This is a genomic window from Variovorax sp. F042 (genome assembly GCF_057814215.1).
Genome location: NZ_JBVASX010000004.1, coordinates 505,235 through 518,838 on the forward strand (window position 1 = coordinate 505,235; position 13,604 = coordinate 518,838).

The following is a 13,604-nucleotide window of genomic DNA, read 5'->3' on the forward strand; positions in this document are numbered from 1 at the left end:
GCAATCGGCGTCTTGCGTTTGTCTGCGAGGTTACTGACGATGGCGGCGCCGGATTTCCGTCAGCAGTCGTAGGAAATCCGGCGCCGCCGGAGAAGGCTGGCGCATCTCGGGAAGCTCTGTGCTCACCGGCCCACGGCGGAGCCGCTTGGACAGGTAGTAGCCCTGCCGGTCGCGGATCATTCGTTTGAACGGATCTGTCGCGGGGTCGTAGGGGCGTCCATCGCGCAGTGTTCTGCGAGTCTCGGCGATTCGTGCGGCTCGCTGGAGGCCTGCGGTCGTCTTTGCGCGGTCGTTGGCGCGTAGGGTCTTGATAGCCTGCCACGTCATTCCGAGCGAACCCTTGACGGCAGCGCGGTTCCTGCGCTGTCGCTCGGTCTCCTTGGCGTACCGGTTCTCCTTGGTTCTGGCGCGGAGGTCGGCGAGGTATTCCCGGTGACACTGGCGACAACGCGGGCGGTAGTAGGAGGGTTGCCATGGATAGCGGTTCGGCTCCCCCTTGCGCGTCGGGAAGTTCTCGGCGGACAGGAGGAGGGAGAGGCCGCACGTACCGGCGCAGTGCCGGTACTGGGGCAGGCATTCAGGATGGTTCATGGTCTGAAGGGCGTAGAGGGCCAGGAAGGCCTCGGAAGGCTTGGGGAGACCGGTGTCGCGACGGGGCGCTGAGACGGCTTGGCGGGTCCCTTTTGCGGGGCTTATGGAGGTGCTCGGGGGCCCGGGAGTCGCAGGAGGCTTTGGGACGGCCCGGGAACCACTGGGGCGCGGTTGCTGACAAGGGTGCACGGGCGCGGCAATCAGTGATGCTCAGCCAAGCCGCGCGAAGGGGCGCAGGAGGCGCCGAGACGCTCCGGAAAGACCTGGGCAGCCCCGCGTGTTCCTGCGGACTCCACGGGCGTTTGCGGGCTTCGATGGGCTGTCCGATAACGAATCTATTCGGACACCTTCCGCAGGCCTGTCCAGAAACTAGCTTGACGTGATTTTGAACACACCCCACAATTCGGACTCCCTTTTCGTACATAGGAGCCCACAGTGTCCCGAGTCTTCGCTTACTGCCGCGTGTCCACGCTGGACCAGACCACAGACAACCAAGTGGGCGAGATTGCCTCGGCTGGCTTCGCCGTCCAGCCGTCCCGTGTCGTCGCAGAGACCGTAAGTGGTTCCGTGCATGCCTCGGAGCGTCCAGGCTTCGGCAAGCTGCTGGACCGACTGGAATCCGGGGACGTGCTGGTGGTCACCAAGCTGGATCGGCTGGGTAGAAGTGCCATGGATGTTCGGGCGACCGTGGAGGCGCTCACGGGGCTCGGGGTCCGCGTGCATTGCCTCGCACTCGGGGGCGTGGACCTTACAAGTCCAGCGGGCAAGATGACCATGGGCGTCATTGCGGCGGTGGCGGAATTCGAGCGGGACCTATTGATCGAGCGGACCCAAGCGGGCCTCGCCCGAGCCAAGGCCGAAGGAAAGGCACTAGGTCGTCCCTCAGCGCTCTCAGCCGCTCAGGTGCAGGAGGTCGGAAAGCGTCTCGCGGCAGGGGAGGCCATCGCAGCCATTGCCCGGGCCATGGGCACCAGCCGGCAGACGATCATGCGTGCGCGGGACGCGATGCAATAGGCAGGGAGTCGGCACTCCCAGAACTCATAGGCTGGCCTATGTGCCGGCTTTTTCGCGCCGGTGCGGACGCCTCACACTGACCCTGTGAGACGAACGCAGGAGGTCATTGGGAGGCTCAGGAGCGCAGGCCGCACCGAGTGTCTTGGCAGGACTCGGCATCGGCCAGGAGGCGCGTGAGGTTAGGGGCGCCGGGACCTCCTTGGCGGCTCGGCTGGCCGATGACCGCTACCCCCACGGGGGCGCCTACGCGCGGGCGGGGCCACCAGGACTGTCCACGGATTTTCGGGAAGTTTTTTCTGGCACGGTGTCTTCTTCGTCGCCTTGGACCGTTGCGGAGAGGGCTAGGCGTTCCAGTGCTTCCGGGGGGAGGTGACGTGATAGGACCTCCATGGCGAGTTCGTAGCGCGACGGGCGAGACTTCGGCACCTTGAACTCATCACGCAGCTCCTTGCTGACAAACAACTGGGCCTTCTTTGCGTTCCTGCTCTTTTCATCCTTGAAGTTGCCCCCATCGCGGCGCAGGTCAGCGGTGAGGTCCAGGCAGCGGTTGAAGCTCTCAGCGTCAACGTAGAAGGCGGCGAGGTTGCTTGCCTCCGTCATGTTGAGGCAGCCGTCGGCGACCAGAGCGGGTAGCGCGGTAGCGGCTCCGTGGAGAGGCACACGGTAGGCCGGAGACACCACGTCGTATCGGAGGTAGCTCCTCGCGAGGGACTGTGCCATCTTCACGTCCAAGGCGATCAGCTCGAAGTAGCCCAGGCGGGTCTGTTTGCGGTCGTTTGCCTTCATGCGTATCGGCACGTAGATCGCCACGCCAATGCCCGCGATGGCCCCAATTGCCTGCGCCCATGAGGCCCATTCGGACCTGCTCATGCAGGTCGCCCAGTGGTTGATCCAGAGGAAGCAATACTCAGGCGTGGTGGGTGGGAGCAGCGCCTTTAGCGCGTCCAGCAGCTTCTCCATATCTTCTCTCCGCCTCTCAGGTCAGCCGGTACATCTCTAACACTCGCCACAGCAGGAAGCACAGGGCGCCGGCCAGGAGCATGCGGAATTGCCACCGGTAGGCGGTGGACGCCTGCTCGATGTTTGTTCGCATTGCCTTACGGACTCCACTCTTGGCGGCCTCGGTTTCCGTGGGATGCTGGGGTTGCTCGGGGTGTGTTCCTTGGATTAATTGGAGTAGCGCGTAGTTCGCCATGACGGCGGCCTGCGAGCGGTCCACGTTGCGACAGCCCAGATAGAAACTCAGAGCCCAACACAGGACAGCGAGGGTCGTAGGGATCAACCAGAGCGACAGGGGGAGGCCCTCAGTCTTTTGTACCGCGAAACCAATGGCGGCTCCCGCAGCGGCCAAGACGAAGTAGGTGTATTTTTCTTGCCCGGCTGAATGCAGCTTATGTAGGTCGTTGATTGCAGTCTCAAGTGCCATGGGTATTCCTTACTCCGGTGGGGCACGCATGTTCGCACGGAGCTGCGAGCAGGCCATTGCTTCCCACAGTCAGAGTAACTCTCACTGGCTGAATGTGCGACGATCCGCTATACGTCACTATCGGTCAACGCCGATTCTCTTACCGCCATTGCACATAAGAAAAGACACGTGACCGAACTCTCAGCACCACGAGCATCGACCTTGCGGCAGCTGTTCGGCGTTTCTATGAATCGCTGCTACATGCCGGAGTGCTCGACCCCTATCGTCGACCCGTCTTCCAACAAGATTTTGGCGGACGTGTGCCACATAAACGCGGCGAGGCCAGGCGGCCCGCGCTTCGACGCTAATCAGACACCGGAAGACCGTCATGGTTTCGCGAACCTCCTTCTCCTTTGCGGTACTCACCACAAACTGGTTGATGCACCCGGGAACTTCGAGCACTACACCGCAGGTCGGTTGAAGGCAATCAAGGCCGAGCACGAGGATGCTGCGAAGGCGTCAAGAGCACCGATACCTAGCCTCACGCCTGAACTATTGCGTGAGTTATTGGACTCGGCAGTGAAACACAATTCGCCATCGATCACCATGGACTTCCGCAATGCAGCGTTCAGTAGCGGCGGCCACGGCGGAAATTTCGGGGGTGGCGGTGGACAAGGAGGCGTCATCAACATCATCGGGGCTCTACGGGCCCCTGAGGGCGCAGAACTCGACCTCAATGGAAAAGCCCCAGCCCCAGGAGCATTCGGCGCTGGTGGCGGTGGTGGCGGGGCTGTTCGCTACACAGGGAGAGCGATCACCTCGGAGGACATTGACTACGGTCTGCGAGTCTCAAGCGTTTTCGCAGCGGACGCAGTTACGGTGGCTGGCCTGTTCAACGTCCTCAACGGTGGTTGGTCGTGGATGACTGTATCGACGCTGCCTTCCAAAGCCGCGATCAATCTTGTTGGCGTGGTCGAGTTGGGGGTCGTCCCCGAGGCCTTGGTTCGTCTCGACCTCGATGTCGTAGACCCTCAAGGAAATGTCGTGCATTCTGATGTCCATGATCTGCAGGTACCCAGTTCCGATTGCCTGACCCCTCGAACCGCGTTTGTGCACTCGCTGCGATTCGAGGTCACCCAGCCAGGCGTTTGGGTGCTGCGCGTCCGTTCAGCGGACATTGAGCTTGCAAGCCACGAGGTTGAGATAAGAAGCGCGAGCCCGGAAGCGTCCGAGCCCATTACGCAATGATCGTCCCGTGTTGCCGTTGAGACCGCAAAGCTCTATGCGTTGCAGATGGAACGCGAGGACGACCGTCACCGGCAGTTAATCGACAGCATCGGCAACGTTGCGCAGGCAGTCGAGGACTCCAGCGCGTTCGCGCAGTGCAAGAAACTAGTCGAGCGACACCCGTTCCTGACGAGGCTACTCGGTACGCCGGCTATTCGGAGATGCTCGGCCGGAGCGAGGTGAAACGGCCACCAAGAGCCCACGACCAAAGTCGGTATTCAATCGATCAGTGGCAGGAACAGTCCACTCTCCGCGTCAGCGTATTAGCCCAACACTCATTCCATCATTTCGTTGTATGAGCACTCAGATAGTCCTGAACCTCTTTGCTCAAGACGACCTGCCTGGCAATGTCCGTCACTTGGCTTGCGGTGATATCGAACGATGCGCCTTCGGGCAACACCTTCACCTCGGGCAGCGTGTCACTCTTGGCGATGATCCACACGTAGCCGTAGTCGCTACCTCTGGACGGCAGCCCAATCGCGTCGTATTCCGAGTCCAACGCGTGTTTTCGGACCAGAGGTGTGCCAGCATGCAGTCGACTTCGCTCCTGCGCCTCGACGCCTTGGAGTACGGAGTATTCGCGCTTCGTCGCAAGCTCACCTGAGCGTTTGACGGGGGATAGGTCGCGGTGATCCCCGCATGCGGTGGCTGTCACCGCAGCTAGCAGCAGAGTAAGGGACAGTCGTTTCATTTTGGGTTGAATGCCTTGAGGACTGCGGGGACAGGATTCCCCTTCTTAATAGACAACTCGCTCTTGCCATAGGGGCCTGCGATGAGTCCAGTGCTGTACGGTAACGGGTTACCTGGCGGCTGTTGACTGCTACGTATGCCGCCAGCATTCAGCGCTTGATTCGTCCGCGTTGCGCAAGTGTCGCCAGCCGCTCCAAGCGGGTCTTTAAATGGGTCAGGCAATGGAACAAATTCTCCCTGTTTCAACGATGCGATCATCCTTGCCTCCTGTTCGGGCGTCGTAGGAATGATGATCACATTGGTGTCGCGGTAGCGGGCTTGTTTCTCAAGATAGTCGGTCAAGCTCGACCCAAAAGGGGTGAGCGTGCCGGAGCTGTACACCCCCTGTCCCGTAAAGCCAATAGCAACGTGACCGGCGGGATTGCCTGAGGTGGGGCCTCCGATCATGACGGCTGTATCCAAACCTTGTGGGTCCACATACCGCAGCGGGTTACCCGCGACATATCCAAACCGATTCCATCCTCCGCCCAGCCCAATCGGATCGGGCTGGCTGTACCTTCCAGTCCTGGCGTCATAGCTCCTGAAGTAGTTGTAGCTGAGACCTGACTCCTCATCCGCATACTGCCCCGAATACCTCAGGTTGAACTTCACCTCCGAGAGATTCGTCGTGCCCGGATTCGGCGTCGTCTCCAGATTGGCGAAGCGGTTCTTTGCCATTGTGGGCTTGTCCTCCCCGAACGCGCTGTAGCCCCACTGCCAGACCGCTTGTCCGTCTGCATTCGTCAGCTTGCGTGGTGTGCTCAGGTGATCTGCGTGCACCGCATACGTAGCGCCGTTGATCACCGCCGCAATCGGCATCGGCCCATTCGCCGTCGGCAGGTAGATGTACTGGCTCTGCCCCGCACTGTTCGTACCCCCGCTGCCCACCTCCGCGATCAGCGTGCCCTGCTCGTCGTAGACGTAGGCGTAGCCGAGTTGTTCAGCCTGGGTTGTGCTCGGGCTCCACAGCTTCGTGAAGAACGCGATCAGGCTCTGCATGAAGCCCGGGTCGGCCTCGTCGCCCTGGCTGGGCGGATACAGCGACTCCGTCTTGAACACCCGCTGCCCCAGCGCGTTGTGCGCATAGCGCGTGGTCGGGCTGACATCGGTCGCGCCCGTCGTCGCAGCCGCAAGCCGCCCTTCGGCGTCGTAGGTGTAGCTGCGCAGGCCGTCCGTTAGGAGGTCGCCGTTGGCGTTGTAGCCGTAGGTGACGCTGGCGCTGCTCGCGCCGTTGATGGTCTGGCTGAAGCCCGTGAGCTGGTTGCTTGTCGACCCTACCGTGTAGGTGCGGTTGGTGCTCGTGCCATTGAGTGCCCGGGCGCTGCTGCTGCGATTGCCGTTGGCGTCGTAGCTGAAGCCGGCCGTGTTGCCCGTGGCGTTGAAGCTCACGATGCGCCCCACCGCGCTGTAGCCCACGCTCCAGGTGACGTTGGCATTGGCGATGGTGCTGTGCGTCGGGTCGGTGTCGCCGGGCTGATAAAGGTTCTGCGTCAGGCTGGTGATGCGCCCGGCTGCGTCGTAGGCGTAGCTGCTGAACTCGGTGGCGGTCAGCCGGCCTGCGGTGTCGTAGCTGCGGCTGGCTGCGATGGAGGGGCTGGAGAACGCCCAGCTCCACGCCGTGGGCTGGCCCAGCGGGTTCCAGGCGATGCCGGTGACCAGCGGGTTGCCGTTCAGGCTCAGGCCTGTCAGGCGGCCGGTGCTGTCGTAGGTGTGCGTGAGCACGCCGCCGCCGTTGGGGTAGCCGATGCTCGCCAGCGTACCGTTTGGGTTGTAGGCGTAGCTGACCTGCTGGACGCTTCCGTTGGCCAGGGTCTGCTTCTTGAGGGTGACGCGGGCGAAGGCGTCGCGGGTGTACTCGGTGGTGCCGCTGCGGTCGATGATCTCGGACAGATAGCCCTTGCTGGTGGCCGTGAGGTCGTAGCGCAGCGTGGTGGTCTTGCCGTCTGCGAAAACCAGGCCGGTCGGGCGGCCCAGGGCATCGCGGGTAATGGTCGTCGCTTGACCCAACGCATCGGTGATCTGGCTGGGCAGGCCGAGGTTGTCGTACTGGGTGCTGGCTCCACCCGTGTCGGCGCTGCTCTCGGTTGTTGCGTTGCCTTGGGCGTCGCGGGTGTAGGCGGTGGCTACGCCCTTGAAGTCCTTGGCTTCGGTGACGGCGTCGAGGGCGTTGTACTTCAGGGTGGCGCTGGCGCTGGCCGCGTCGGTCACGCTCTTGACGCGGCGCAGGTTGTCCAGGCCGTACTGGGTGCTCTGGTTCAGGCCGTTGGTCGAACTGGTCAGTTCTCCGTTGGCGTCGTAGCCGAAGGTGTTGGACTGGTTCGGGCCGTCGGTCTTGGCGGAGAGGCGGTTGATGTTGTTGACTGTACGGGCCACGCTCCAGGCGACGTTGCCGGCACTGTCCTTGATCTGCTCGGCGGTGCGGTTGCCCATGCCGTCTAGGGTGTAGGTGCCGCTCTCGCCTCGGTTGTTGCTCCAGCCGGTCAGGCGGTGGGCTGCGTCGTAGGTGTAGGTCAGGACGAGGCCTGTGGGCAATGACACCGTCTCCACGGTGCCGAAGGGCTTGTAGGTCAGCGTGGTGGTCTGGCCTCCGACCGTGTGGGTCAGCAGACGGTCGCGCAAGTCGTAGGTGTAGGTGCTGACGAGGCCATTGGGGGCAGTCGAGCTGACGACGCGGTTGGCGGTGTCGTAGGTGTAGCTGCTGACGTGGCCCAGGGCGTTCGTGGAGGTGAGGACGTTGCCCCGGGTGTCGTAGGTGTAGCTGGTGACTGCACCGTTGGGCTCCGTGGCCGTATCAACGAGCTGCGACGTGTTGTAGGTCCACTGCCAGAGCTGGGCCTTGTTGGTCGGGGTGTCGGTGACGGTCCGGGTCAGAGCATTGCCGACAGCGTCGTAGGTGTAGGCGGTGATACGACCGGACTCAGTGACTAATACCGGCAAGGCGAAGGTCGAATGCCATTGGGTGCTCACTGTCCGGGCATCAGGTGTACCTGAGGCGTAGACCACGGTGGTCGGCAGGCGGCGGGCAACGTCCCAGGTCGTCGTAGTCACCGCGCCCTTGAAGTCGGTCTCCGAAGTGATCAGGCCGTTGGCGTCCTGCACGCGGCTGGCGGCATCGCTCTTGCCTTCGGCCGAGGGCAGTGAGCCTCCAGTGACGGCGAGCTTGCCCAGCGTGGTGCCATAGCTGTAGTTGCGGCTCGTTCCCAACGGATCGACCACCGTGGCGGCACTTGCCGACGGATAGCTGACTTGATAGCTGTCAACGGAGCCCGCGAGCTGCGTGCTGATCGCGCGGCCCGTGCTGTCGTATGCGAACGTGCCCCAGCGAATGCCGGCTTCGTCGAAGATGCCGGTCAGTGCTTGAGGGAACGAGGCGTTCTCGTAGACGAAATTGCGTCCCTTGCCGTCGGGGTACAGGACCGAGGACAGGCGACCGGTGCTGTCGTAGGCGTAGGCAATGGCACGTCCATCTGGTGTCGTGACGGTGGTCAACTGACCTGCGCCGTTGTACGCAAACGCCAGGGTACGGCCGAAGCTGTTCGTGACGGAGGCCAACCGGCCGTCGCCGTTGTAGGTGTAGACAGTGGTCCAGCCGTTGCGGTCCGCCTCGGTCTGCAACTTGCCCGAGCCGTCGAAGCTGAACGTGGTGTCGTCGTCGGCACGGTGGTAGCTCCAGGTGCCGGAGGAGAGTTGCACCAGGGTGTCGGCGCTGTTGCCGGCGCTCCAGGTGGTGGCGCCCGCCGGCTTGCCGAAGGTGCGCACATAGCCTTCGCCGGTGGTGATGGCCACGCCCAAGGGAGCAGTGGTGGGCGTGCCGACCAGCTTGATGCTGAAGTTGTGCGACCAGATTTGGCCGAGTGGGTTGCTAGCCCGGGTCGGATCACCCGCCCAATTGCTGCGGTAGGTCCGCGTGAAGGACAAGGCGCCAGGGCCGGAGTCGGACCAGTCGGTTTCGAAGCGATACTTCTCGGCTGTTGCGGGGAGAATTGGAGTGGGAGTGTTGGCCCCATCAGCTGTGCACATGTTGGGAGACTGCGGGGGAGGTACTGGTTTGCAGGACGTGTGGGTGTCGTCCTCGACAAACCCTGGGGAATTGCATTGGCAGCTATTCCCGTCAATCAGCGTGCTGTTATCAGGACAAGCCACGCGAACCACAGTAAAACCAATACCACCGACCCAAATCAATCCATCGGAATGACGCTGAGCGTCGTAGGCGCAATTCAAACCATTGGTCGACTCTCGGTAGTTGCCTAAGATCGACCAATTTGCGGGGTAATCGCTGTAGACGCTGCGCATTTGCTTATCTGCGGCAACAGGACCGAGCGCAGTACAAGCGGTTGACTTGGAGGGGTAGTCCCCGACTTGGCCAAACAACGACCACCCCGTTACTACAGTGGGCACATATGCCCAGGCGCTTGCGCAGCCAAGCAAGACCATCGCTACGCTTGCGCTCAAACGAAGAACAGCGCCGCCTCTGAAGTGCCATGGCTCTGACTTTCCGAGCGTCAAAGCAACACGCAGCAATCTCTGCAATCCTTGCAATACCCTCATCTCACTCTCCCTCATGCTTTCTCGTTTGCGTGTCTGAACATCCACGGCCCACTCTTCGTGAGCCGCGACATTCAGCATGTTTTTGAACGGTCAATCACCCCCTCAGGTGACGCGCACCGCCACGCAGCGCACTCCGTACAAGTTGTTTCAGGTTAGCCGAAAGGCCACATGCAAACAACGACAGATCAACGGCACGAGGGTTTAAGCGCGATGCGCTGAATGGAAAAGTACGCAACACATCTGAGCACTGTTGTCGATGAGCGACTACACGCGGGCCTGACGCCACACCAGCCAAACTCATGTCGCGCGGTCATGGCGACCGGCGCCGATGCTTCAAGGGGCGCTGACATAGCGGCGCGAGGCGCCATACATTCCTAGGTGATGAGACCGCTTCCACTTCTTGGTCTAGCCCAAGGTCGTCTGCGCCAGCAGGGCGAAGGAGCGCAGCGACTGAGGTACAGCAGAGATAGACCTTGATGATGAATCTCAAAGAGGCATCACCAAGGAATGCATGCCAGTCGGGCCGGATGTTCGTGGCCCCAGGCTTCTCGGCCCGGATCGGCATGTAGATCACTGCCTCAGTTAACGGGGGCTATCTATTAAAGAGAACCACCAGACCGACGACCCCCGTTAAGTCATGCCCGTGCCCAGCCCCTTGTGGTCGCCTTCCAACCAGGGGCGAGGGCTGGAATCAACAGCTTTGCGTCCTTCTTCACGTCCTCCGAATACCCCAGGTCTGCCCACAGTCTCCGCGACGACACCGCGATCTCCTTGGACAACCTAAGCCTCTCAGCCGCCGCTTGCGCCGCCCGGGTCTTCCTGGCGGGTCCCGGCGTCCCTTCCGGATGCCAGTCCTCCCAACGCATCCCGGGCGTCACCTTGTCCAGATGCGTGCGGAAATTGGACCTGGCATCCATGGACAACCAGGCCGTCATTGCAGGCGCTTCGCGCTCGTTCACGATGAGACGCATCCTGCCTCGGGCCAGCGCTTGGAAAATGTCGCCGGCACAGACGCTCGCCAGCGCATCCAGCATCTCCGTGTGCTTCAGCGTGTAGGTCACGTCGCCGGCCTGCGCTGCCGCCATGGCCCTGAGGTCTCGCTCGGCCAGATGCTGGACACCCAGCAGCACGACGTTCGTGCAGTGCACATAGTGGTTCACAGCCTTGTGCCGACCCCAGGTGATCACCTCAACACGCGGGCGCGTGACGGTCGAGCCGTCCGGTTGCCGGATGGACAGAGGCTCGTCTGGACGCAGCCCAGCGGCCTCCAAGGCCTCCCGGAACTCCCTGGGGAAGTCGATAGCATTTGCGGCGTCCTTGCGCCTGTGGCACACGATCAGCGAGTGCTCGTTCATGTGGGCTCGTATGGCCTCCACAGCCATGGCGGCGTATCGCCTGGGACCCCGAGGACCCATGTCGTCCTTCAGCGTCTTGTGGCCGCTGCCGAGCTTCGCCAGCTTCGTCGTGACACGGCTGTAGTCCTTCAGGTCCTCGGGAATTCCGAGCGGCTGTATGCCCTTGTCCAACAGGGACAGCGCAGACACCGTGGCGGACCCATCGAAGACCACGAGCCGCCTCAGGTACGGCGGCACGTCCAGCGTGTAGCTGATGATGGCCTGCGCCGTTCCTTCTCCTTTGCCGTGAAACAGGATGCGGATGTCGTTCGCCGCCATCGCCAGGAAGTTCTTCAGCGTCTCGACGTGACCGGTGATGTCCTTGCGCAGAGCCGTCCGCGCGTGAGCGGCGAGGGCATCCAGATCGGCGCCAACGGCTTCTAGATCGTGGCCCGTCAGAACCACGGCCGTCGGGGACGCGCCCGTCTCTTGCGCTTGGAGTTCCTCCTTCAGCCGTGCCAGTGCGAAGTCCAAGAAGTGCAGGGCGGGGCCACTCGGTGCAACGTCTTGCAGCAGCTCGTGGATGCCGCCCCGGGCTTCTGTGAAGTCGTACCACGGCACGACGGCGGCGCTGGACACGATGCATGCCTCGTCCCATAGAACCAGGTCGCGCTCGAATCCCATGTACGTCAGGAAGTCGTCTCGGTGCTTCCCCCGTAGGCGCTGCTGTGTCATCAGGATCACAGGACGCTCGGCGGCCTTCGGTTCGTTCGGCATGCTTGCATGTCCCGGCGACTGCGCAAGTGGGTCCAGGTTCTCGGGGTCGTGCTTCAGTGAGTGCGAGAGGCCGATGAGGTTCGATGGAACCTCGGCATCCTCTAGGTTCCGATGAACATCGGCCAAGCCTTCGACGCTCGCACAGCACACAGCGACGGACACGCTGCCCAGCAGGTTCAAGCGATGCAGCATGGAGACGATGGCGGTGATGCTGGTCGTCTTGCCCGCACCGCACGGCAGATTCACAGAGACGCGGCCGACCGGATGAGCGCCACGCATCACTTCTGCGCTGGCGCGGATGGCATCGCGATGCGCTTGCATCAGATCATCGGAAAGGCTGTTGCCCTTTCTCAGCATCAGCGATTGAAGCATCCAGTGGGCGCCGCTCACGAAGCGTGCGCAGGTGTCGGGGTTTGACAGCGGATGTATGGCTATCTCGTTGTACATGGGAGGACTCAATGGAAAGAAGAACGCCTGACCGCGAGGTCTCTAGGGGCCGGGCGGATGGCGGCGTTCTCAAGGTTGGCCGTAGGCGCTTGTCGTGCTCACGTTCGGTTGACCGTAGGGCATGCGCAGTGTTCTCGGTACGTGATTACCTCAGCGCCGACGGCGGGCCTTCGGTGTGCGTACGCGTTCAATGGCCGCCAGCGATTCCCTGACTCGGCGGCGGTCCTCGATGGCCCTCGGGTCTCCAACAATCTCCGCCATCGCCTCGGTTGAGTTGGTGCGGTTCGCGTGACTCACAAGGCGCGGGTCTAAGCCATACTGCGCGGCGATCTTGGCGATGGAGTTTTCTCGGTTCTCGGCAGAGCGACCATCAAGGCGAAAGTGGTCGTGCCGGGTCTTGTGCTCGACCACCTTGTCAGCCTCGTTGAGGCGGGCGCGAAGATCGTCAAAGTAGCGTCGAACCGCCTCGGGTAGGCCGTAGCTCCCAGTGCTCTCGATGGCCGGGATGACCTCATCGGTCAACCAGTCCTGGAAGCGCTCGGCCTCGGGCTTTCGGCTACGCAGGATCAGGCGGTACGCGCCGGGCTTTGTCACGAACCACGGGGCGCTTCCGGGCAAGCCTAGGTTAAAGCGAGACTTGTGCCTTTCTGGAATTGCGGCCAGTGCGTCGCTCGTGTTGGCAATGTCCAGTGCGGCACATACGTCGCTGGCATGCAGCCAGAGTTGACTATCGCGGACGGCGGCGCGGAGCTGATGGCTATCGAAGTTAAAGGGAGTCAGGTTCATGTGGTCGAAGGTGGTCGAGGATTGGCACGGCTTGAGCACGGGACGCAGTGGTACGCCTCAGTCGCTCACGGAGCCATGGGCCGCCGCCAAGGGTCATGAGCTTTTGCTTCTGCGCCAGAGTGAGCCGGACACACACTGGAATCAGGATGTCCTCAGGTGCTAGTGGCTTGCGCTTTCGGCGCTGGATAATGGTTGTCATTGGATTCATCTTTTGGACGCGCCCGGAAGCGCGTAGAGAGTGTCGGAAAGGGCAATTCCCAACGCGTTGCACGTTGGGGAATTCCATTTACATCCCGATGGTTTCGATGGGGTTGAAGACCTCGTGCGAGTTGCGGCGCTTCTCGACGTTGGCCTCGCGCTTCTGGATGGTCACCTTGCGCTTGTCGTAGTCGTTCTTGATCCGGGCACCGTAGCGGGGCTCGAAGAACGCAGCGCCGGACGCCGGGTCCATGCCGGCCTTCACGTAGAACACGCCCGGGGGCGCCTTGCTCTGCAGGAACTTGAAGGCCTCGGCCTCGCCTTTGGGTACGTCCACCGGGGCGACTTTCTCGTAGGTCAGGCGTAAGCGTCCGGCCAACCCATCTTGAATCCGCCGGGAGGCCCGACCAGCATGGTGTCCACCAGACTCACAGGTGGACACCATTCAAGACTCCAAACGACTCCCCCGGCGGCGGCATGACGCAGCC

Annotated in this window: 10 protein-coding genes; 2 read left to right on the forward strand and 8 right to left on the reverse strand. The window is 62.2% G+C overall.

Annotated features, from left to right (window positions below; all coding sequences use genetic code 11):
* Positions 1-30 precede the first annotated feature (30 nt).
* Positions 31-591 carry a hypothetical protein gene (locus ACZYSP_RS17670; protein WP_489015577.1) on the reverse strand — a complete coding sequence of 187 codons (561 nt, stop codon included), beginning with the start codon at positions 589-591 and terminating at the stop codon, positions 31-33.
* A gap of 435 nt (positions 592-1,026) precedes the next feature.
* On the opposite strand from ACZYSP_RS17670, the gene ACZYSP_RS17675 reads away from it, so the two are divergent.
* Positions 1,027-1,605 carry a recombinase family protein gene (locus ACZYSP_RS17675; RefSeq protein ID WP_489015579.1) on the forward strand — a complete coding sequence of 193 codons (579 nt, stop codon included), beginning with the start codon at positions 1,027-1,029 and terminating at the stop codon, positions 1,603-1,605.
* A gap of 243 nt (positions 1,606-1,848) precedes the next feature.
* On the opposite strand, the gene ACZYSP_RS17680 is transcribed toward ACZYSP_RS17675, so the two are convergent.
* On the reverse strand, positions 1,849-2,565 hold the full coding sequence (locus ACZYSP_RS17680; protein ID WP_489015581.1) for a hypothetical protein: 717 nt from the start codon (positions 2,563-2,565) through the stop codon (positions 1,849-1,851).
* A 16-nt stretch (positions 2,566-2,581) separates the two neighbouring features.
* Positions 2,582-3,031: a hypothetical protein gene (locus ACZYSP_RS17685; protein WP_489015583.1), complete on the reverse strand. Its 450-nt coding sequence runs from the start codon at positions 3,029-3,031 to the stop codon at positions 2,582-2,584.
* Between the two features lie 168 nt (positions 3,032-3,199).
* Between ACZYSP_RS17685 and ACZYSP_RS17690 the strand changes: the two genes are divergently transcribed.
* A complete protein-coding gene (locus ACZYSP_RS17690; RefSeq protein WP_489015585.1) occupies positions 3,200-4,258 on the forward strand; it encodes a hypothetical protein in 1,059 nt (352 codons plus the stop codon).
* Between the two features lie 322 nt (positions 4,259-4,580).
* On the opposite strand, the gene ACZYSP_RS17695 is transcribed toward ACZYSP_RS17690, so the two are convergent.
* The 5 genes from ACZYSP_RS17695 to ACZYSP_RS17715 form a co-directional block, all read right to left on the reverse strand.
* Positions 4,581-4,988, reverse strand: a complete 408-nt coding sequence (locus ACZYSP_RS17695; RefSeq protein WP_307617810.1) for a hypothetical protein — start codon at positions 4,986-4,988, stop codon at positions 4,581-4,583.
* The gene (locus tag ACZYSP_RS17700) at positions 4,985-9,652 is read right to left on the reverse strand and encodes an RHS repeat-associated core domain-containing protein (RefSeq protein ID WP_489015587.1); all 4,668 of its coding nucleotides are present in this window, start codon (positions 9,650-9,652) and stop codon (positions 4,985-4,987) included. The genes ACZYSP_RS17695 and ACZYSP_RS17700 overlap by 4 nt, the downstream gene beginning before the upstream one ends.
* 557 nt (positions 9,653-10,209) lie before the next feature.
* Entirely contained in the window at positions 10,210-12,132 is a 1,923-nt protein-coding gene (locus ACZYSP_RS17705; RefSeq protein WP_489015589.1) for a hypothetical protein, read from the reverse strand.
* Positions 12,133-12,282: 150 nt separating this feature from the next.
* Entirely contained in the window at positions 12,283-12,918 is a 636-nt protein-coding gene (locus ACZYSP_RS17710; RefSeq protein WP_489015591.1) for a BRO-N domain-containing protein, read from the reverse strand.
* Between the two features lie 286 nt (positions 12,919-13,204).
* The gene (locus ACZYSP_RS17715) at positions 13,205-13,453 is read right to left on the reverse strand and encodes a hypothetical protein (RefSeq protein ID WP_489015593.1); all 249 of its coding nucleotides are present in this window, start codon (positions 13,451-13,453) and stop codon (positions 13,205-13,207) included.
* Between the last annotated feature and the right edge of the window lie 151 nt (positions 13,454-13,604).

Bases quoted from the DNA above. Each gene is read 5' to 3' on its own strand.
- ACZYSP_RS17710 (WP_489015591.1), bottom strand. From the start codon at position 12,918: ATGAACCTGACTCCCTTTAACTTCGATAGCCATCAGCTCCGCGCCGCC.
- ACZYSP_RS17680 (WP_489015581.1), bottom strand. From the start codon at position 2,565: ATGGAGAAGCTGCTGGACGCGCTAAAGGCGCTGCTCCCACCCACCACG.
- ACZYSP_RS17670 (WP_489015577.1), bottom strand. From the start codon at position 591: ATGAACCATCCTGAATGCCTGCCCCAGTACCGGCACTGCGCCGGTACG.
- ACZYSP_RS17700 (WP_489015587.1), bottom strand. From the start codon at position 9,652: ATGCTGAATGTCGCGGCTCACGAAGAGTGGGCCGTGGATGTTCAGACA.
- ACZYSP_RS17705 (WP_489015589.1), bottom strand. From the start codon at position 12,132: ATGTACAACGAGATAGCCATACATCCGCTGTCAAACCCCGACACCTGC.
- ACZYSP_RS17695 (WP_307617810.1), bottom strand. From the start codon at position 4,988: ATGAAACGACTGTCCCTTACTCTGCTGCTAGCTGCGGTGACAGCCACC.
- ACZYSP_RS17685 (WP_489015583.1), bottom strand. From the start codon at position 3,031: ATGGCACTTGAGACTGCAATCAACGACCTACATAAGCTGCATTCAGCC.